This window comes from Frigoriflavimonas asaccharolytica (assembly GCF_013294015.1).
In the GTDB taxonomy this organism is placed as follows: Bacteria; Bacteroidota; Bacteroidia; order Flavobacteriales; family Weeksellaceae; genus Frigoriflavimonas; species Frigoriflavimonas asaccharolytica.
This window is the reverse complement of sequence record NZ_JABSNO010000002.1, coordinates 69,969-90,815: the sequence shown is the minus strand read 5'-3', so window position 1 is coordinate 90,815 and position 20,847 is coordinate 69,969. Positions and strand designations below refer to the sequence as shown.

The window sequence follows — 20,847 nt, the reverse complement described above, 5'->3', positions numbered from 1 at the left end:
GAAAATCTTTGATTTTCTGAACTAATGCAAACTTTTCAAAGTAAATTTTTCAACTTAAACTAATGTGACTTATGTGGTAAAATATTTTGGTGTTATATTCAACCGTTTCCTAATTTCGCAATGTCCGCTTATTTTCAATACTCACTTTGGATCCAATGGCAAAGATGACCGAACTTGGCTTTTCGTCTTTTAAAAAATTAAATTCAGCTCCGTAATTTGCGGTGAAATCTATATCTAATTTGATTTCCAAAACTTTTAATTGTTGCCAACTTGGATGTTTTACTTCGTATTCGTAGGTTTTATTTTCGTTTACTTTTGTATAACCGAAATAATGCTCTGTTATAAATTCTTCTTCGGAATCTAGTTCTATTTTTGTGGGCTCATTTTCGGTTTTAATGAAGATAGAATTCCATTTGTTTTGTATTTTCCATTCAACTTGAAAATCGCCGGAATTTTCATTCAATTGAATGGAATGTTTCATGGGCAAGGTTTTGTAATGTTCGTTGTAGAGAATATTGGCAACCAAAGTGAGGGCAAATTTGGGTACAATTTCTTGGATGAAAACTACGCCACGTTTCCACGCATTATTTTCCCAGCGTTTTACATAAAAGCGAAGATTCACTTCTTCAAAATTGATATGAAACGGAATTTTCAGTCCGAGCATTTTTACATCTTCAAATAAAAAACCGACTACACTTACATAGCAATTTCCGTTGTAGAAATCCAATTCCGTTCCTTTTGGAACGTGTGGTTGCAGAATTTTCGGATCAATAATATAATTGATAAAAGTTAAATTTTTCCATTGGGCTTTTAAGAAACTCATGCGTGGTGTTTTTTAATGTGAATGATGTAGGAAAGGTAGAGACAGAGGATAATTGGTATCCAAAATGAATAATCTGAAAAATTTATAAGTACAAGAAAAACAAATAGAAATAATCCAAAAAAATAAATTAAAATACTTTTACTTTTAGAATTAAAAGCAAAATATAAAACTGCTACAATAATTTGAATTATACCTGTACAAATTGTGGAAATTAATGCTCCTGCTAAATAATCGATATTGATAAAACTACAGAGCCCAATAATTATTGGTATGCAGATAGCGATAAGATTTAATATTCGTAACAATTTTAATTGTACAACACTCATAATTTTTTTTATAATACAACAAATATAATTAAACTTTCCGAACTTTCAAAAATTAATGAAAGTATATTTCTATTATTAAATTCATTTGAAAAATGCGAAAGTTTCAGATAGGGATTGGAAGGAAAAACACGCAAAGGTGTTGCAGCTAGAAATAGTGGTAGATTTTTGGCTTCAAAAAAAGACAAAAAGATGCCGCTATTTCTCTGCAAACAACTGCGGATTTTGGAAGGAAAGCCCGTAATCTGCCAAAAACTACATCAACAACATTGCGATTGCCATGCAAATCATCAAAGCGTTTTCTATAAACGTCGCTTCTGTCATTGGTAAATTCAGCGCCGTTCCTAAACATGCACAGCGAATAGATTTTTTGTCCAACAAGGTTTTGGTAACGCCGAATGTGGTAATTCCTAAAATAATAATGGTTGCAATTAAGGCAATATTAATTTCAAACCTCAACAAAAACATTAACCCTAACGCTACTTCCAAGAAAGGATAAATTTTACCGTACAGAGGAATTTGCTGGGCCAAAGGATCATACATTTGGAAAGATTCTGGAAAACCTTTTAAGTCCAACATTTTGAAAAAACTAAATACTATGAAAAATAATCCCATAAAAGTGAGCATAAATTCTCCAAAATTCCAAGGCTTATAGTGCATCAAAACGCTTCCGATTGTGATATACAATAATATTAAAAACAAAGGTTTCAATTGTTCAAATTTAGATTTTTCGTTCGAATTATTGTTTATTTCTACGGAATGAGATTTGAATTCGTCATTTGTAGAAATGGTATATTTTTCTGGCAATGACTTTTGAAATTCTGCAATAGAAATATGTTTGCTCATGGTAATTTCTGCGGTTCCATTCTCTTTAGAAACTTCCGCTTCTTGAACTTCCGGAATTTTGAGCAAAGCGGTTTTCACTTTGGCTACGCAACTTCCGCACGTCATTCCTGTAATTGTATATTGATGTTTCATTGAAATTTTTAAATTGATTATTTTATTAAAGCTGAGCTAATATTAATGAAAATTCTTTATTAAATTTGAAATCTGGTGTAAATGTCTGATGTTATGATTTACATAAAATTGCATTGCATCTCCTAAATTAATTCTAATAAAAGAGGCAATAGTTGTTTTGATTTTTATCTTGTTCAAATCTACTTTTTCCGCGTTTTCCAACACAAGCGCAAATCTATCTTGATAATTTAAAAAATCATCGATTACAGAAATGGATAATTTGTGATTGAGAGGATTTTTGTTTTGAAAAGTTTTTATTTTTTTCAAATTTTCTTTTGGTAAAATGCTTTTGCAGAAATAACTTCCCAAAATTCCACTTTTGAAATCAGCATTGGGTTTTGTAGTATTATTATATAATTGTTCTTCAAATTGAGGAATGTAAAATTGGGCATATAAATTTAAATGCTCTACACATTCTAAAATATTCCATTGATTTGCATCATTTTTAAAAATTAATCTCTCCAGATTTTCAGATTGTAATTTCCGAACTGCATCTGAAATTTCGCGAGATTGTTGCTGCATTTTTTTTAAAAACTCTTGTGCATTCATACCGTTAAGATTGAAACAAAGTTCCCAAAAAAAATCCGCAAAAACTAATGACATATTTCACTAGATTTTGCGGATGTAATTGAATTAATTGAGATTAAAATTCTACTTTTTGCTTTCAGATATTTCGTTGCAGTTTAATGTATATTGCTCTTGTTGGTATTTCTGGCAATTTTCTGCCATTTTTGCAGGAACAACATTTCTAAAAGGATGTACATCTTGCGGAATAATCTCTACCATTTCGTCTATCATTATTTGAGGATCTATTTGATTTCCAAGTAATTTCTCTGCGGCATCTTCTATAGTTTTTCTATCTGTGAAATACAATTCATCATCATGCCATTGGTTGAAAGTATCGTACATTCTATCATTAAAACCTGTTTCAAATGGACCTGGATTGATGGTTGCAACATCTACTCCAAAAGGATGAAGCTCATCTCTCATGCTTTGTGCAATACTTTCTAATGCATGTTTGGATGCATTGTATGCGCCGAGGAAAGGCGACGTCGTCAATCCAGCGATGGAAGAAACGAAAATTACTTTTCCTTTGCCTTTTTCCACAAATTCTTTGATAATTGGTTGGGAAAATTCTAGCGCAGAAAATACATTAGTTTCCATCACCTCACGGATTAAATGAACTGGCATTTCTGCAACAGGTCCAGAATGTCCCATTCCAGCGTTGTTTACTAAAATATCTATATCATAAGAATAGGCATGTAGACAATCCATATCATCCAGAATATTCAACTTGATTATTTTGACATTTTCTTCAACACCTGCATCTTTAATTTCTTGCAAAAGTTGAGATTTTTGCTCCCATACATGAACTCCTGCAATTACGTTATGACCCTTTTTTGCTAAACCGATTGCTGTACCTTTTCCCAAACCAGATCCAGCTCCAGTTATCAATATTGTTTTCATAATAAATTTATTTATTTCAAAATTAGGATTCGTTTCATGCAAAGCCAAATTTTGTTTTTAATTATGAAATCTTCATTTTAAATTGTGTAATTTCGACGATATTCTTGCTTACTGATTAAAATATTTAATTCAAAATGCCTGCTGAATTAACATGAAAAATTCTTCTTTTTTATCTCTGGAAATTGCAATTTCTTTGTCGTTTTCCATTACGATGTAGCCACCGTCTTTTTTGTGGAATTCTTTGATGCAATTGATATTAATAATGTAAGATCGGTGCGGTTTGTAGAAATTTGGGTTGCCTTCAATCTGTTCTGCAAAATGTTTTAATGGTTTGCATATCAGTTTATCTCGTTGAGATTTAAGACTAACTGTGGTGTACATTCCATCTGCTTCGAAATATACAATATCATCATAATCCACGAAGATCATTCCTCTTGGTACTTCTAATGCTAATTTTTGCTTGGATATTTTTTGAAATGAGGCGCGTAAATCTTCTAAATTTTTTGTAATATTTTGTTGCTCTTTTTGTTGTAAAGCTTTTTGAAATGCAGCCTTTAATTCTGAAATATCTATAGGTTTCAATAGATAATCTACAGCGCTTAATTTGAATGCTTCTATGGCAAATTCATTGTAAGCTGTAACGAAAATGATTTGGAAATCTATAGGCTCGTTTTCGAATGCTTCTAAGATTTGAAGACCAGATTTTTCTGGCATTTCTATATCTAAAAACACGAGATTTGGTCTTTCAGATTTTATTAAGGCTACTCCAGAATCTAAATCTTCTGCCTGTAATATCTGATTTATTTCTGGGCAATTCTCCTGTAATAAAGTCTTTAGAACCGCTCTGGCTTTTTCTTCATCGTCTACAATTAGGACTTTCATAATTTCGTATTTTAGTAAAGTTATGTTTTTATTTTTAAAAATTCCCTTATAAAAATTGATCTAAAAATTTAATAAGGGAATTTTTCGTGGATGCTTCGACAAGCTCAGCGACCGCATTTTTATAAAAATGAGCAGATATATAGAAGCTTATCTTTTAATAAACTTCTTCATCGCTACTTCCCCATTATTTTTGGTAATTTTAAGTACATAAACGCCTACTTTTAATTTTGAAACATTCAAACCAGAAGATTTACCAATCAGAATTTTTTGTCCTACAAGGTTGTAAATTTCTACAGTATCAATTTGAAAATCTGCTTTTATATTCAAAAAATCTGATACAGGATTTGGATAAATGGTAAATTTTAATTTTGAGATATCTTCAGCAGTTGCCAAAGTACTTGAGCCAAATTCAAATGCTCCCGCATCTACAACTGTACCAAAAATTCTCGGATTTCCGTCTAAATCTTGGTTGTTTCCGTTTGCATAACTGTTGTTTCCAATATCTACATAGTCGGAAGTTGCAGTAAGTCTATAATCATTATTCGAGGAATTGACAAATTGCGGTGCAGAATTAATACAATTTATTTTATCAGTAATATTGGCAAAGCCAGATTCATCACCACTATTTCTTGCTTGGTACGTTCCTGCGGCAATATTGCCAAAAGTTCCAATGGCTGTTGCAGGTGCTCCATTTAAATAGTTGTAATAGAAAAGGGAATTATAAACTTTTAAAGTCATTGCTCCACTTCCTTCTTTAGATGCTGCAACTACAGGTTGTACAGAACTTGGCGTTGTACCAGACATAAAATTTTCGACAAAAGTAGAATTTACAATTTTAGCTTCTAAACTTGCCGTTCCTACAGGATTTCTAAACCAAATTATTGCGTTTGAACCGGTATTTCCCGCTCTTGGCTTTACTTCGTTGTAGTAAAATAAATTGTCTTCTAATTCTATGTTAAATTGAGTTCCATTTTTTGCTACGTAATAAATTGCTGGTGCATAACTTGCCAAATTTTTTCTGAAAATATTTCCTTTGATATAGGTTGTCATATTTGGCGAACCTATTTGGTCTTCACTGAAAATTGCACCACCACCATAGCAAGCATTCATTTCTATAATGCAATTTTCTATTTTAGCATTTGCAGCATTAACAATATAAATAGCTGCACCTTTCTGAACTGATGCTATAGAACCTTCCGCATTTCCACGAGCGATAGTTAGACCATCTAAAACGGGGGTATCACCTAGCATTCTTACAACTGTATAGGCGTTGTCATGTCGCAAAGGATCATTAAAAATGAGTGAATATTGATTGTCATTTCCCAATAAATCTCCAGATAAGATGGTAGAATTTGTACGGAAATTTCTTTGGTTTAACATTGTTTCTGTACCATTAAATCCACCATATACAGTTTGATTTGGATAAATGGTAAACATATCTGATTGGCTAGTTCCAGGTGTATAAGTTCCTGCTTTTACCCAAAATTCCTTTGCTCCATTAAAAGAATTTACGAGCAATGCATTTTGTAAACTAGTATATGCATTTGCCCAACTAGTTCCATTATTTGCTCCGCCAACTACATCTGAGGCTACATATACTTGTGCAGTTGAAATTTGAACTATTAAAATTGTAAAAAAAATTAATAAAAATTTTTTCATAATGATTGATTTAAGTTGTTTTTCATTGATTATTGATCAAAATTGGGTGTATTTATCGAGTTTTCCTAAAGGCACTTTCTGAATAACCTGATATTTTGCTGAACTACGGAAAAGTTTAAAAATCTGATATTCGAGATAGAAATTATTGCGGATTTATAGTTTTTTTAAATACAAAAAAGGAAGCTTTTAAAACTTCCTTTTAATAATTAGTTGTAAAATTTTACCGCAACTACTATTTTTAATGATGGTGTTAGATTAATGATAAGAACTATCACAAGATTCTGCTGTTTTTGGGCAACTTGCTTTGTGGGCAGCTCTTAACCTCCAAACGCCAAGTGTTTTTTTCCCTTCTGGACTATTCCAATAGGCAGCATTTTTCGAGTCTATTTTTTTGTATTTTTCAACTATAAAATCTACGATATCTGCATATTCCTTTTCGTCTTTAGCAGTTCTTTTGTAATTCTTTTGTTTATTTTTTAAAGCTTTCCAATGGTTTGTAATTTTTTCATCTAAATTTATGGCCGTAAAAGCCTTTTGGTTATCATCTGTTTTACCTGCTTTTGTGTAGTTCTTAACAGCTGCTGCTTTTATTTTATTAAAAAAACCTCCTTTCTTTTTTGTTTTATTTGCTTCTGTTTTATTGGGCTCATCTAAAACATATATTCTATTAATTTCTTGAAAAGTACCATCTTCATTATTAAAATATCTTAGAAAAAAAGCCATATTATCAATAGCCAAAAAAGATTCTCTTGGCTTCGTAATTGTTGCTACTAAAGGATAATGATCCATTTTGGTATCGTCGTATTCTGTAGTTGCATGCTCAATTCTAGAATTATCGCTTACTTTCATTACATGAATTCCCATTGGAACTCCACTCGCAGTTCTGAAAATTTTAAGATGTACTTTTTCACCTTTACTTCCTTCTGTATAGTAGCCTTTTTCTTTGTCTCCATCTCTGTAAAAGGAATAATAAGTGGTATAAACAGCATCTTCGCCATGTGCTTCTAAAGTTTCAAAAAGTGTTTTTTGGGCAAATCCAAAACTTGTAATAAGCATTATTGTTAAGAAGAGTAATTTAGTTTTCATAATGATAAATTGTATTGATTATTTATCAAAATAACTACTTATAATCAGGTTTTCATATCACGGTTTTCTGAATAACCGAATTTTTTGCTGAATTGCCGAAAAAGCGTTAAAATTAGATGTCGGAAATCCAAAATTTTTGCGATTTTTAAGATTTTTAGAGTTTTAAATGAATTTTCAGTTTATAGTTGAATTTTCTACTGCGGCACTTGCACGCAAACTCTTGTTCCGCTTGCCATTCCATTTTCCGTTACATCTATAATTTCTACAGATATTTTTTGGGCTCTATTTTCATTGATTAAAGCTACTCGTTTTTCATTGGCAGATGTGGCAAAAGAAGTATGGTAATTTGGTCGGGCAAATTTCAATTTTTGCGCAGCAATTCTGCCAATTCCATTATCTTCTATGCAAATGGAAAGTATTTTTGTGGATTCATCATAATGAAATTCTACCAGCAATTTTCTATCCGTTTTCCGATGTAACAAGCCGTGTTTAAAGGCATTTTCTACATAAGGTTGTATAAATAATGGTGGCAAATATATTTCCGACGCCTTAATTTCACAATTAATTTTCAAGGTATATTCCAGCTTATCTTCAAACCGAACTTTTTCTAATTCCAGATACAGCTTCATCGCCATTAGTTCTTGCTCGAGCGATACAGAATTCTCTCTAGATTGATCTAAATAAAGCCGAATTAAACGAGAAAATTTAACCAAATAACTACTCGCTAATTCCTTTTTGTTGTGCACAATATATTCTTGAATACTATTTAAAGCATTAAAAATAAAATGCGGATTCATTTGAGATTGTAGATTTTCTAGTTTTAAATTGATCAATTGATTATCCAAAAATAATTTCGCTTTCTCTTCTTCCGAAACTTGCTTTTCTAGTTTGATTTTTCTTTTAAAATATAGATAAACCAGCAGCAATAATAGTATGGATACTGCAATCCAAAACCACACAGATTCGTAGAATTCTTTGGTTACTTCAAATTTTATTTCTTTTAAATGTTCTGCGTCGTTTCTATTGGAAACAGATCGCAGTTGAAAGGTGAAATTTCCACTTGGCAGATTCGCAAATTGTACTTCTCTTTTTCCGATGTCTAATAAAGTCCATTTTTCATTTAAGCCTTTTAGTCTGTATTCAAATTGGTTTCCAGAAATGCCACCCAAACCATTTACATTAAATTGAATTACAACATTGCTATTCCTATTTTCCAACAGATAATTAGAAGAAATTTTTTGATTTTCTTGGTTTATTTTTATTGAAGTAAAATAGATTTTCGCTCGCTTAAGTGCAGATTTTTCAAAATTTTTCTCAATAGCAAAAATTCGCTCTGGCGAACTAAAATAGACGGAATTTCCCACAACAGCCATATCTGAAATATTGTATGAGGGAACGCCATCTTGCGTAAACAAGTTGGTAAATTCAAGCTTCCTGTTATTGAGTTTACCAATCTGAATTCCTTTTTCCGTGGCAATCCAAATGGTATTATTATCTGTAGCCAGAGCATTTACTCTATCAGAAAGTAGTCCGTTTTTTGTGGTAAAATGCGCTACAATTCTTTTATTTTTTATCCGAAATATACCTTTGCTAAATGTAGCAATCCATGTGAAGCCATCATTGGTATGCAATATAGAATGTGCAAATAGATCTTTACCAGCGACTGTTTTTACCGTATAATTTTGATTTTTATCGTGGTCGAAAATCACCAATTCGTCTACAAAACCAAAGAAACTCAGTTTTGAAATAGGATTGTAATGGCAAGCATAACCTCTTTTTATTTTTTGAAAAGAAGAGGCAGTAATTTTCGGAAAATTTTCCACTTTTGAAATTCCAGACCTGGTAAATTGTGAAAACAAATACTCTTTTTCAGAGAAAAATTCTACTTGCTTCATGGCAACAGATTCGTTCGGAATTTCAGTAAAATTGAAAGGCTTTTTGGTACTTACTTGAAAAAGCTTTATATCTTGAAATACCAAATATCTATCTCCAAATCTATCATAACTTACCGCGGAAACTCTATTCTCCTTTGGTAGATTTACGATGGTTTTTTCTAAACTTAAAGTATTGTAAATTAACAGTTTACCAGAACTAAAACCAACGAGCAAATCGTTCTCTTTCCCCTTCAATATTTTCAGAGGTTCTCCTAGTTTTTCATCATAAGCAACGTCTGTGATTTTTGTATTTGGCAATACATAAACTCCTTTATCTAAACTAGAAAACCAAGAATTACCATCACTATCAATTATAAAATCGGTAATTATTTCATTTTTAAAATAATGATTTGCAATACTGAGTTTTCCGCTTGAAAAAGAGGTTTGAAACGCACCATTTTTGCAGAGAAACCAAACAGAATTACCTTCCGTTTTTATGAGATTGATAGAAGTTGCCAAGATTTCTTTTGGCACATCTATCTTCAGAAATTTTTTGTTATCAAATAAATAAGCATTTGTTATTTTTCCATTTATTAAATAAACAAATAAGTTTTTATTCCCTTCTAATGGGATTTCTCTAATAAGATCGTTGGATTTTGATTTCGGAAATTGGTGTTTATTAGCTCCTACTATAATTCCATTTTTTATTATAAATCTTTGCCTATGTGTCCAAAAAACGATTTGCTTGTTGATGATGCTTGGTCTGCTAAAATATAAAGTTTCATTCGGGAATTTTCTTATTATATTGTCCTTTATATCTATGGTGATGATAATAAAATAGGTGCTTACCACCAGAAAACCATCATGATAGATCAGCTCTGCCAAATTCCCCTTCAAATCTTTTTTGAAATCTTTGTATAAAATTAAATGATCATTTACGGCATAGAATAACTGCCCAGAAATATTGATGCACCATTTCCTATCGTCGTCATCCACAGTTAGTTCAAAAACTGAAAAACCTCGCTTTTCAGAATTTTCTAAAGTGCTGAATTCGTTGCCATCATATTTGGTGAGTCCTTTGTTTCCTGCCAGCCAAATAAGGCCGGTTTTATCTTCAGCTATTCTGTAAAATTCTTTATCTGGCAGTCCATCTTTTTGTGTGAATTGAATACTGACAGGCTCTTGTGCAATCCCATTTTGAAATAGCATGATAAAAATGCATAAAAAAAAATTCCGAAATTTTGTCTGGAATACTGAGATTGTAAAAAGTTTTAAATTTTTCAATGCAGTAAATTACAAAAAAATATAGCAAGCAAAAATGAATTTTTTCTGAAAGAACCTTTATTTTTGCTAGAAAGCAATATTTTAATGTAAATATAGAAAGGATTGAAAATATTATTCAATTTCTATTCTGATTTTTTTTCTGATATCTTTCCAATAAGATTTATTGAGAACAGAAAACGATAATTAAATTACAAGAAAATATTAAAGACGCATCTCTGCACATTGCAAAACGCTGCAAATGCAATAAATTTTCCAAAAGATGTGTTCCAGATATTAAATTCCAAAAAGATGCTGGTTCCATTTTCTTCGTTAAATTGATAAGAATACATAATTGTGTTTAAAACAAAATAACCCACCGAATATTCGGCAGGCTATTTCTATCTTCATCTGTGTTTTGATAATTGTGTTTTATAATTTGCTCAGCAATTGCACTTTTCCGTCCATTTCTTTGGATGCTGTTAAGATCAAATCGCCTTTTTTACCGTTTGCATAATAATGCAATTTGTCGCCTTCTTCCATTTTGATGCTTGTAGTTGTGCCTTTTGATAAAGAATAACTTCCGCCACTTCCGGCGTTGATTACCTTCACGACATCGCTGGTATCATTTTTAATTTTGATATCCAACTTGTCAGATTTATTTACACTGACGATTTCTGTGGAATTTTCAATTTTAGAAAAGCTCATAGAAGCCAATACTATAGATGCAAATACTGCTAGAATTAGTTTTTTCATAAGATTTGGATTAAAAGTTTAAATTTGCACCTAAAAAACCTTGTCAAGGTTTAAAACCTTGACAAGGTTGTGAAATCGGAATTTATTTAATTATTAATTTTTGAGAAGAGATTTGGTTATCAACATCTTTAATTTTCACCATATAAACGCCAGGTTTTAGATTAGAAGTATTGATTTTCATTTCTCTAGTTTCCAATACTTTTTGACCTGCCATATTGTAGATTTCTACAGTTTGTACTTTATTTTCAGATTGGATATTTACAAAATCTTTTGCAGGATTTGGGTAGATGGAAATATCTTTGGTTTTTATGGTGTTTTCTGTGGTTGCTAAAGTTGCATTTGTAAATAATGCTGTTACCTGTGCTTGCGTTAAGGCATAATTATAAATTTTCAAATCGTCAACAGCTCCATTGAAAGGTGAAGAATTACCAAACTGTCCAGCCAGCCAAAATACATTTCCACTTGTGCTTGTATTCCAACCATTTTGAACTACGGTGTTTTTTAAAACTCCATCTACGTACATTTTCGTAGTTTTACTTGAATCAAATGTGGTTACAAGATGATGCCATTGACCATCATTTGATGCATTCGAAAATGAAGTACTGGTATTCCAAGCAAAATTATACCATGTATTGGTAGTATTAAATGAAACTCCATAAGCACTCTCTCCACTACCAGCTCCATATACAAACAAGGTGTTGTTTGCGCTAGTCCCAGTAACTTTATACCAAATAGAAACAGTTCTTGAAACAGTACCAACAGGTAAATTAGGAATAATTGCACTTCTTCCAAAATTATTAGTTTGCAATGCCATTTGAGAATTACTATCTCTTCCCGCGACATAAGTAGAACTATTCACTGCGAAAGGAGAATTTCCATTGATATTATTCATAGTATTATTAAAGTTATACTCTGCAATTGGTTCAGAAGTTCCTGTAATAAAACTATTTATAGTAGAGCTTGTGCTACCAAAAGAATTGGTGGCTACAACTTGATAATAATAAGTGGTTGCTGGAAGTAAACCTGTAATATCTGCAGCAAAAGCAGTATCTGTAGATCCAGAAGCATTAGAACCTAGAATTTGATTGGATAATGCTGTGCTAGACAATCCATAATTAATTACAGAAGTTGTAGCCAATGTATTCGCATTTAAAACATAATTGATGGTACCTCCATTGAAAATAGGATTTGCTGTAGCAGATACTACAGTCGGCGCAGCTTGTTGTACTGCAGCAAAATTATCCAAACCTAATCTAAAAGTATAATCTGCTTGCTGGTACTGCACAAATATTTTCACATTAGAACCAGCAGGAACTGCACTCCCAGGAATTGTCATCGGAAAACCTGCACTACAACTAGGAACATAACCTCCCATTGCATTTAAAACTGTAACATCTGAACCATTATTTACGGAATATCCGATTTTAAAGTTTGCTTGGGCATTATTTGGTCCTAATATTAACATTCTCAAGGTATGCGTAAAGGTAATGTCTCCTCCAGTTGAAACATAATTCTTGGTAGTTACTCTACCAGTGGAATTTACCGCATTGAAATCTTTAGTTAAAGATTTTGTACCAGAACATGCTATACTTCCTCCTATTGTAAAATCTGTATAAACCCAACCTGTAAGATCTGGTGTTGCCGCATCAAAATTTTCTGAAAAAGTAACTTGTGCTTTTGCGAAAGTGGTAATTACTAAAAAAAGTAAAAGTAATTTTGTTTTCATGATATTTATTTTTTAAAATTAATATTCAAATGTACTCCAGTGATGAGCAGTTTTTTTATCCCAGTTTACGAAAGTGGGTTTTCAGTTTACGAAATGGCTATTTTCTACTTTGGTATTTCCATTCTATATTAAAATACCTTTGCAATAAGATTTGTAGTAATTTTTTCATTGTTTAGATTTTATTATTTGTCAGAATTTAATACTTCACTATTTCTCAAATCACCTTAATTATTAACCAAAAAATGCACGAATTTTAAATAAAATTATTCGTGCATAGACCTCTTCATCTTTTAGATTTCATGGTGAAATTTCTCGATAATTAGATTATCTTTCTCTAATTTCCGTTTTTTTCGCTGCCATTTTTTGTTCCCAATTATTCGGGAAAATGGCTTGTTTTGCAGTGACCATTTGTTTCATTTTGTACTTTGCTTTTTCTTGCACTACTCCTGGTAATTTGTAAAAATCTGGACTTATTAATAAAATCCTATCCATATCTTTCACCGCGTTTTGATGTTCTATGGAAATTAATTTTCCCTCATAATAAATCTCTATAAATACCCGACCATCATCAAAACCATTGTCTCCTGCAGTTCCAAAAACTAAGAAAGTTTCAGATTCTGTATCATTATCCACATCCATACAATCAAAATATTTGCTCCAATACCAGATTGAGCTTTCGCTTTGCGCATCTTTGCTAATATCGTGAGAGTTTTCCCACTCTTTGGTGAAATTTCCGTTACTTCCTCTTAATAGAAAAGCAGAAATTGCAGTATTGACAGGTTCTCCTTTTGAATTTTTAGATACATTATTTTCGGTAAGAACTATCATTGCTTCTCCTTTCAAATCTTCATATTGAAAAACTTTGAAAATTGGATATTCAATGCCCATTTCCGCCATTACTTCTGGCGAAATTTCTTCTTCCCAAGCTGCTTTATTAATGGAATGTGCAATACTTTTATCTTGCGCAAAACAACTGGCTACGGCAAAAAAAACTGCAAAACTGATGATCATTTTTTTCATCTTGATATTGTTTTATTTTGTGAAATATTATCTACAATTTAAAATCTAAAAAGTTAATCTTCCCAAATTGTTTTGGTGTTTCCTTTTCCATATTTTCGGCTGTAGGATCCATTGTGCTAAAGCTTCCCGTGTTTTTTTCTGTCAAAAACCATGCATTTGCAGCTTTATCATAAGTGAAAACATGCTCATAACTCCATCTTTCTGCAGCTCCTCCCATATGTGTGATGTTGAATTTTCCTGGCGTAATTTCTATTCCTTCAAACGGATCATCAGAAGCGGCACCACCTTCATTTTTTGCCAAAATTGCATTCGTGTTTTCTCCGGCTCTAGAGTACATTCCTTTGCTATCTTTTGTAAGCAAAATTAAAATTCTACCAGATACATCTTCTCCTGGCATTTCGTCGGCTTTTTCTTGCTGACTTTTCACAACCATCACCAAATCTGATATTCCATCGTTATTGATGTCGCCTTCTGCTTTTGCAAGCAAATCATATCCATCTGGGATAAACATTTCATAATTTTCTGAAGTGGTAACCTCTGCATTCATTTCGTAACCTGCATTTTCATCATCTACAGAAATTGTGTCTGCTTTTGTTTCTACTTTTGCAGAAGTTTCTGCATTTTTTTTGCAAGAGCTCATTACCAAAGCCAAACTTGCTACAAATAAAAAAGTTTTCATCATTGTATTATTTTTTAAATTATATTATTTTTTCACAAACTGAAATACCAACTGCGTCATCCCTCTTCCCATAGATAGTTTTATCTTTTTATCTTCCAGCACTATATTGGTTGTATTAAATTCTTCTATATCTTCTTTTTGAAAAATAATGATAAAACGATTTTCATTAGCACTGTAATTTGCTAATTCTGTAGTTCCGTTTTTTAATTTAACTTCCAGTTCTCCTTCTTTTTTAAAATTCCAAACACTATCATTTAAATAAGAATATTTTGCAGTATTGCTTTTCACTTGGTTCATCGCGGTTTCTGTATCTTTAAATTCTGTAGAAACGCTCAGTTTTAAATTCCATTTTCCCAATACATCACTGCTCAATTGGGCAGAAACAAAACTGAGCATAAAAAGAAATACTGCAAATAAATATTTTTTCATCATTGGTGTTTTAATACGTCAAATGTAGAGGCAAATTTTTTAAAAATAATAGATCAACTCACGAATCGTCACTTCCAGTTTACGAAACGTCGGTTTTCGTTTATCAAAACAGTTTTTTGTAGCCTTTTTGGAAGAATTAAAAGCCTTGAAATTGAATTTTCAAAAAAGCTGAGGGAAATAAATACGAACTTCTTTCTATATTTGTTTAAAATAATAATCACAACTTGAAAAACTGGGTTTTAATATTTCTAATGATTACAGGTTTTGTTGTAGCACAAAATCCCTATCATATTACCATAGATCAATCTTCTGGTTTGCCTGCAAATGCGGTGTATGATATTTTTCAAGATAAAAATGGTTTTATGTGGTTTGGCACTGGCAAAGGTTTATCTCGCTATGATGGCAATTTTACAAAAACTTATACTTCAGATATTCAAACAGCAAAATCTGGCAGCAATATTCAGCAAGATAAATACGGTAGAATTTGGTATGAGAATTTTGATGGCTATTTATATTATGTTCAAAATCAAAAGCTAAAAACTTTCAAACAAAATAAACCACTGGGATATTTTCGGTATGGTGTTACAGATCAAACGCTACAAATAATAGAAAAAAATGGCGTACAACTATACAATTTAAAAACGTTAAACCCTGAAAAGAAAATAAAACTAGATCTTAATCATATCAGTTTTATTTTTTCTGGTAACGATAAATTTTACATTTTTGATAAAATGTTGTACGAAATAGATCGTCACGGTAATGTAAAATCTTACGCTTATCCCGAAAAATTTTTAGAAGAATTTTCTGCACCAATCGTTCAAAAAAAAGGCGATGATTTGGTAATTATCTCTAAATTTTCTAAAAAATACTGCTATTTCAAAAATGGAAAATTCATTCTTAAAAAATTTGACATTCCAGATTTAGATTTTGTGCAAAATATAGCCGTCATCAAAGATAATATTTGGCTTTGCACTACCAAAGGAATAGTGAAATTTAACTCAATTACAGGGCAATATAAAACTTATTTTTCTACAAAAAACATTTCCTTTATATACCTAGATCAACAAGAAAATTATTGGATCTCTACCTTAAACGAAGGGGTATTTTTTGTAGGTAATTTTGATTCACAAATCATCACCCTACCCTACAAGCCTACTGTATTAGCCAATTCTAAAAGCCATTTATACATTGCTACAGAAAATGATGCAATCTATAGCTTAATGAAAAATGAGCCACCAAAAAAAATATACACCGGAAAACTCAATCATGATGTGTACCAAATATTTGCGGATGAAAAAACAAATGATGTTTATTTTACCTCTTCTATTTTTCAAGTAAATACTGCTGAGAAAACTACTCCCATCAATATAGGCGCTGTAAAAGCAATTACAAAAATTGACGATAAATATTTTGCTTATGCCGCAAGTAATATTTCTGGCGTTTTTGGTAAAAATAAAAACATAGAAAGTGTTTGGGACGACATGTTTGCAAGATTTCCAAAATATGAAAAAGACAATTATTTTTCTCACGGAATAATCCCAAACGCCAACGGAAAATCTGTTGCCTACAATGCTGAAAATAATATAATCTACTATGGTACAAACAATGGCTTGATCACCTTGTCTACAACTAATAAAAGAGAAATCTTCTATAAAAATGAAAGTTTATACCTCAATAAATTGCATTATTTCCAGGGAAAAGTATATGCATTTTCTAGCAATGAAAAACTATACATCATAAATAAATCTAATAATATCACGCTTTTCTCTCTCAAAAAATTAAAGATTGAAAAACCTATCGAAAAGGTGGTATTTCAAGATAATCTGCTATTTGCATTCACAAAAGATGAAATTTATGAAATTAATTTAGCAAAAAATAAGGTTAAAAAAATAATTACGCTGGCAAAAAATATCAATATTTCAGATGTACGCAAATGCAAAGGGCATTATTATTTGGCTTCTGCCGACGGAATTATTACCCTAGAAGAAAATTCTCCTAATACTGCTGCAAAAGTAAATTTATTTTTAGAAAATATATCTGCCAATGACAAAAATTATGACCTTTCGAAAAAACTAGCTTTTGACTACCAACAGAACAATATAAAAATAGATTTCACGATACTTACTTCCATTCCCAATGAAAAATTTAATATAGAATATAAGATCAATGATGCTCCGTGGAATGTGTTGAAGACGGATTCTCAATCTCTATTGCTTTCGGCACTTTCTCCGGATGATTACGAGATTCATTTTAGAATTGCAGACCAAAAAAATCCTGTTGTAAAAACGATACAATTTGAAATAAAAAAACCATTTTGGCTAAATCCTCTTACCTTATTGGCAGTTGGTATTATTTTGCTCTCTTGTGTAATCTTTATATATAGACGAAGATTAAAAACTATAGAAGTAAATAATGCCAAGCTTCTTCACCAATTAAATTTAGAAAAAAATGTGAATCAATCTAAATTAAAGGCCATCAAATCGCAGATGAATCCTCATTTTTTCTACAATGCACTTAATACTTTACAATCTTACATTTTGGCTAATGAAAAAAAACAAGCAATAGAATATCTTTCAAAATTCTCCAATCTTACAAGAACGATTTTGGAAATGACTGAAAAAGATGAAATATCGGTATTTGAAGAAATAAAAGCGCTAACCTTGTATTTAGATATCGAAAAGGCAAGATTTGAAGATGAGTTGAGCTATACAATTATTACAAATTCGTCAAGTGAAAACGATTTTTTAAAAATACCAAGCATGCTTTTGCAACCCTTTGTAGAAAATGCTTTGAAGCATGGTTTGCTGCATAAAAAAGGCAAAAAGATTTTAAAAATTTCTTTTGAAAAATCTAATGAATTATTAAAAATCACCATAGATGATAATGGAATTGGAAGGCAAAAAAGCGGTGAACTGAATGCTATTAAAAATAAAAATCACGTTTCTTTTGCTACAAAAGCCACCCAAAATCGGATAGATTTATTGAATCAATTCAACCAAAAAAATATAGAAATAGAAACAATTGATAAAGTAGAAAACGGCCAATTTTTGGGTACCACCATTATTCTAACTATCCCTATAAAAAATTGAAAATGAGAGCAATAATCATAGACGATGAAAAAAGAGCAAGAGTTACTTTGCAGTTGTTACTAAAGGAATACTGCCCAGAAGTAGAAATCGTAGCACAGTGTGAAAATTTGCCAGAAGGTGTAAAATCTATCCGGAAATTGAAGCCAGATTTGGTGTTTCTAGATATAGAAATGCCGGGACATAGCGGTTTAGAATTATTAGATTTTTTTGATGAAAACGAGATTAATTTTTCCATCATTTTTGCGACTGCCTACAATGAATACGCAATCAAAGCATTTAAATTTTCCGCGATTGATTATTTATTAAAACCCATTAATCCAGAAGAATTGGTGTCTGCAATAGAAAGAATGAAAAAACAAAATGCCAAATTGGAAAATTTAAAAATGTTGAAAGAAAATATGGCTTCGACAAAGGCAAAAAAAATTGCAGTTCCTTGTGGGAATAAAATTATTTTTCTGGATACTACTAAAATTCTATACATAAAAGGCGAAGGTTCTTATTCTGAAGTTTGCTGTTTAGATGGTACAAAACATCTGATCAGTAGAAATTTGAAGAATTTTGAAGATATAATTTGTCTGGATGAAAATTTTCTACGAGTTCACAGATCCTATATTGTAAATATGGAGCAAGTAGTTTCTTATCAAAAAACCGATGGTGGAACTCTAAATTTAGAAGGCGGTAAAGATGTACCGGTTTCTTCTTCAAAAATTGATTTAATTTTGGAAAAGATTAATTTAATACAAAGATAGAGACACATTAATCAATCTCAATAGCATCAGAATTACTTTTATTTTTCATATTTTTGTCCTATATGAAATGCAAATTCATCGCTACAATCTTAGTCCTTTTTTGTTATCAAATACAGGCACAAAACTTACAAAATAGTACTATTTATACAAAGAAAACTGCTGATAGTTTAACTAAAGTTGCTACTAAATTGCAGGATATAGGAAAGTCTTCAGAAACTTTTCCTTATTTTGAAAAAATCTTAAAATTCTATCAACAGAATAATAGCAACAAAGAAATTGGAGATACATTTACATTAATTTCTTATTCATATTACAATTTAGGCGAGTATAAAAAAGCCATAGAATATAATGAAAAAGCGCTTATTGAATTCAGAAAAATAAAATTTAATAAAGGTATAGCAATGGGAATGAATAATAATGGTGGCATCTATTATTATATAGGAAATTATCCAAAAGCTTTAGATTTATATAAAAAATCACTTTCTATATCTAAAAATATTGGTGATGAAAAAATGGCAGCATCAACAATGCAAAACATAGGTGGTATTTATGCTAGAAACAAAGATTATCAATCTTCTTTAAAATATTACGATCAAGCAAAAAAGACCTTTATAAAACTTAATGATCATCTTTCTCTCGCTAAATTATACCTTAGCACGGGTTATTCTTACATGCAACTAGATGATGATAGAAGTGCTGAATCGTACTTTAATAATGGGATAAATTTAGCAAAGAAAACCGGTGAAAAAGATGTTGAGATGGATGTTTTATTAAACCAATCTGAATTGTATTTTAAAAATAAAGATTACCAAAACGCACTTTTAAAAAACAAACTATCTCTTACTTTAGCAAACGAATTAAATAATTTGCAATACAAAACAGAAAATACAGTTGCTATTGGAAATATTTACAATAAATTGGGCTTTCACAAAGTGGCAATTGAAAAATGTAAAGAAGGTTTGAATTTAGCTGAAAAATTAGAATCTAATTTAAGTAAGAAAAAAGCTTGCAATTGCCTTTATGAAGCCTACAAAAAAACAGGGAACGATAAACTTGCGCTACAATTTTATGAGAAAACCAGCGTTTTTCAAGACAGTCTAAAAGTAGAGGAAACTACCAATAGTTTGATGCAAATGGAATTTGACAACCAAAATTTGAAGGACAGTCTTAATTTTGCTAAAAAACAAAATATCAGCCGTTTAAAGAATAATGAAGTTGTATCACAAAAAGAAAAACAAAGAAATATTGGATTAATTTCTTTAGGCTTAGTATTTCTAATTGCAACCGCACTTTGGAGCAGGCTAAACTTCGTAAGAAAATCTAAAAATTCACTTCAAATAGAAAAAGACCGTTCAGATAAATTGCTTTTAAATATTTTGCCAGAAGAAATAGCTGAAGAATTAAAAGAAAAAGGCAGTGTTGTTGCCAGAGATTTTGAACTCGCCACCATATTGTTTACAGATTTTAAATCTTTTACAAAGACAGCAGAAACGATGACACCGCAAGATCTAGTGGAAGAAATTAACACATGCTTTAAAGCTTTTGACATCATTACTGAAAAGCATAGTATTGAAAAAATAAAAACAATTGGCGACGCTTATATGGCGGTTGGTGGTGTTCCGATTCCGGATGAAGCTTCTTTGCTAAATATCGTTTTGGCAGGACTGGAAATGCAAGAATTTGTAAAAAATAGGAAACAAGAAAATGAACTTTTAAACAAGCCTGCATTTGAAATGAGAGTAGGAATTCACGCAGGACCTATCATTGCAGGAATTGTTGGAATAAAGAAATTTCAATATGATATTTGGGGCAATACCGTAAATATTGCGAGCAGATTAGAAAGCAATGGTGTCGTTGGGAAAGTGAATATCAGTGAAGCTATTTACAATTACTTGAAAGATAATCCAGATTTAGTTTTCGAATATCGGGGCAAAATAGAGGTAAAAGGCAAGGGTGAAATTAATATGTATTTTGTAGAAAAAAAGATTTAATTGTACTTTCGTATCGT

Annotated in this window: 16 protein-coding genes; 3 read left to right on the top strand and 13 right to left on the bottom strand. The window is 31.2% G+C overall.

What is annotated here, in order from left to right:
- Positions 1-109: 109 nt before the first annotated feature.
- From HNQ03_RS01760 to HNQ03_RS01700, 13 genes are all read right to left on the bottom strand, one after another.
- Positions 110-823 carry a YqjF family protein gene (locus tag HNQ03_RS01760; RefSeq protein ID WP_173777928.1) on the bottom strand — a complete coding sequence of 238 codons (714 nt, stop codon included), beginning with the start codon at positions 821-823 and terminating at the stop codon, positions 110-112.
- A 578-nt stretch (positions 824-1,401) separates the two neighbouring features.
- Positions 1,402-2,124: a heavy-metal-associated domain-containing protein gene (locus HNQ03_RS01755; protein ID WP_173777927.1), complete on the bottom strand. Its 723-nt coding sequence runs from the start codon at positions 2,122-2,124 to the stop codon at positions 1,402-1,404.
- 42 nt (positions 2,125-2,166) lie between these two features.
- Positions 2,167-2,712, bottom strand: coding sequence for a DinB family protein (locus tag HNQ03_RS01750; protein WP_226927410.1), 546 nt, complete (start codon positions 2,710-2,712; stop codon positions 2,167-2,169).
- Between the two features lie 102 nt (positions 2,713-2,814).
- Complete coding sequence (locus HNQ03_RS01745) at positions 2,815-3,630, bottom strand: SDR family oxidoreductase (protein WP_173777925.1); 816 nt, start codon at positions 3,628-3,630, stop codon at positions 2,815-2,817.
- 129 nt (positions 3,631-3,759) lie between these two features.
- Positions 3,760-4,512 (bottom strand): LytR/AlgR family response regulator transcription factor, encoded by a 753-nt coding sequence (locus HNQ03_RS01740; RefSeq protein ID WP_173777924.1) that lies wholly within the window; start codon positions 4,510-4,512, stop codon positions 3,760-3,762.
- 147 nt (positions 4,513-4,659) lie between these two features.
- Positions 4,660-6,171, bottom strand: coding sequence for a T9SS type A sorting domain-containing protein (locus tag HNQ03_RS01735; RefSeq protein ID WP_173777923.1), 1,512 nt, complete (start codon positions 6,169-6,171; stop codon positions 4,660-4,662).
- A 255-nt stretch (positions 6,172-6,426) separates the two neighbouring features.
- Positions 6,427-7,257 carry a hypothetical protein gene (locus HNQ03_RS01730; protein ID WP_173777922.1) on the bottom strand — a complete coding sequence of 277 codons (831 nt, stop codon included), beginning with the start codon at positions 7,255-7,257 and terminating at the stop codon, positions 6,427-6,429.
- Between the two features lie 194 nt (positions 7,258-7,451).
- Entirely contained in the window at positions 7,452-10,340 is a 2,889-nt protein-coding gene (locus HNQ03_RS01725) for a sensor histidine kinase (protein WP_173777921.1), read from the bottom strand.
- Positions 10,341-10,823: 483 nt separating this feature from the next.
- The gene (locus HNQ03_RS01720; protein ID WP_173777920.1) at positions 10,824-11,147 is read right to left on the bottom strand and encodes a hypothetical protein; all 324 of its coding nucleotides are present in this window, start codon (positions 11,145-11,147) and stop codon (positions 10,824-10,826) included.
- A gap of 82 nt (positions 11,148-11,229) precedes the next feature.
- Positions 11,230-12,873, bottom strand: coding sequence for a LamG-like jellyroll fold domain-containing protein (locus HNQ03_RS01715; RefSeq protein ID WP_173777919.1), 1,644 nt, complete (start codon positions 12,871-12,873; stop codon positions 11,230-11,232).
- Positions 12,874-13,197: 324 nt separating this feature from the next.
- On the bottom strand, positions 13,198-13,893 hold the full coding sequence (locus HNQ03_RS01710) for a M949_RS01915 family surface polysaccharide biosynthesis protein (RefSeq protein ID WP_173777918.1): 696 nt from the start codon (positions 13,891-13,893) through the stop codon (positions 13,198-13,200).
- 31 nt (positions 13,894-13,924) lie between these two features.
- Positions 13,925-14,575: a hypothetical protein gene (locus tag HNQ03_RS01705; protein ID WP_173777917.1), complete on the bottom strand. Its 651-nt coding sequence runs from the start codon at positions 14,573-14,575 to the stop codon at positions 13,925-13,927.
- Positions 14,576-14,596: 21 nt separating this feature from the next.
- The gene (locus tag HNQ03_RS01700; RefSeq protein ID WP_173777916.1) at positions 14,597-15,001 is read right to left on the bottom strand and encodes a hypothetical protein; all 405 of its coding nucleotides are present in this window, start codon (positions 14,999-15,001) and stop codon (positions 14,597-14,599) included.
- A 251-nt stretch (positions 15,002-15,252) separates the two neighbouring features.
- Here HNQ03_RS01700 and HNQ03_RS01695 point away from each other — a divergent pair, with 251 nt between their 5' ends.
- From HNQ03_RS01695 to HNQ03_RS01685, 3 genes are all read left to right on the top strand, one after another.
- The gene (locus HNQ03_RS01695) at positions 15,253-18,090 is read left to right on the top strand and encodes a sensor histidine kinase (RefSeq protein ID WP_173777915.1); all 2,838 of its coding nucleotides are present in this window, start codon (positions 15,253-15,255) and stop codon (positions 18,088-18,090) included.
- A 2-nt stretch (positions 18,091-18,092) separates the two neighbouring features.
- On the top strand, positions 18,093-18,839 hold the full coding sequence (locus HNQ03_RS01690) for a LytR/AlgR family response regulator transcription factor (protein ID WP_173777914.1): 747 nt from the start codon (positions 18,093-18,095) through the stop codon (positions 18,837-18,839).
- A 62-nt stretch (positions 18,840-18,901) separates the two neighbouring features.
- Positions 18,902-20,830, top strand: coding sequence for an adenylate/guanylate cyclase domain-containing protein (locus HNQ03_RS01685; RefSeq protein ID WP_173777913.1), 1,929 nt, complete (start codon positions 18,902-18,904; stop codon positions 20,828-20,830).
- Positions 20,831-20,847: the final 17 nt, after the last annotated feature.

Coding starts and splice junctions, on each gene's coding strand:
- HNQ03_RS01760 (WP_173777928.1), bottom strand. CDS start 823: ATGAGTTTCTTAAAAGCCCAATGGAAAAATTTAACTTTTATCAATTAT.
- HNQ03_RS01755 (WP_173777927.1), bottom strand. CDS start 2,124: ATGAAACATCAATATACAATTACAGGAATGACGTGCGGAAGTTGCGTA.
- HNQ03_RS01750 (WP_226927410.1), bottom strand. CDS start 2,712: ATGAATGCACAAGAGTTTTTAAAAAAAATGCAGCAACAATCTCGCGAA.
- HNQ03_RS01745 (WP_173777925.1), bottom strand. CDS start 3,630: ATGAAAACAATATTGATAACTGGAGCTGGATCTGGTTTGGGAAAAGGT.
- HNQ03_RS01740 (WP_173777924.1), bottom strand. CDS start 4,512: ATGAAAGTCCTAATTGTAGACGATGAAGAAAAAGCCAGAGCGGTTCTA.
- HNQ03_RS01735 (WP_173777923.1), bottom strand. CDS start 6,171: ATGAAAAAATTTTTATTAATTTTTTTTACAATTTTAATAGTTCAAATT.
- HNQ03_RS01730 (WP_173777922.1), bottom strand. CDS start 7,257: ATGAAAACTAAATTACTCTTCTTAACAATAATGCTTATTACAAGTTTT.
- HNQ03_RS01725 (WP_173777921.1), bottom strand. CDS start 10,340: ATGCTATTTCAAAATGGGATTGCACAAGAGCCTGTCAGTATTCAATTC.
- HNQ03_RS01720 (WP_173777920.1), bottom strand. CDS start 11,147: ATGAAAAAACTAATTCTAGCAGTATTTGCATCTATAGTATTGGCTTCT.
- HNQ03_RS01715 (WP_173777919.1), bottom strand. CDS start 12,873: ATGAAAACAAAATTACTTTTACTTTTTTTAGTAATTACCACTTTCGCA.
- HNQ03_RS01710 (WP_173777918.1), bottom strand. CDS start 13,893: ATGAAAAAAATGATCATCAGTTTTGCAGTTTTTTTTGCCGTAGCCAGT.
- HNQ03_RS01705 (WP_173777917.1), bottom strand. CDS start 14,575: ATGATGAAAACTTTTTTATTTGTAGCAAGTTTGGCTTTGGTAATGAGC.
- HNQ03_RS01700 (WP_173777916.1), bottom strand. CDS start 15,001: ATGAAAAAATATTTATTTGCAGTATTTCTTTTTATGCTCAGTTTTGTT.
- HNQ03_RS01695 (WP_173777915.1), top strand. CDS start 15,253: ATGATTACAGGTTTTGTTGTAGCACAAAATCCCTATCATATTACCATA.
- HNQ03_RS01690 (WP_173777914.1), top strand. CDS start 18,093: ATGAGAGCAATAATCATAGACGATGAAAAAAGAGCAAGAGTTACTTTG.
- HNQ03_RS01685 (WP_173777913.1), top strand. CDS start 18,902: ATGAAATGCAAATTCATCGCTACAATCTTAGTCCTTTTTTGTTATCAA.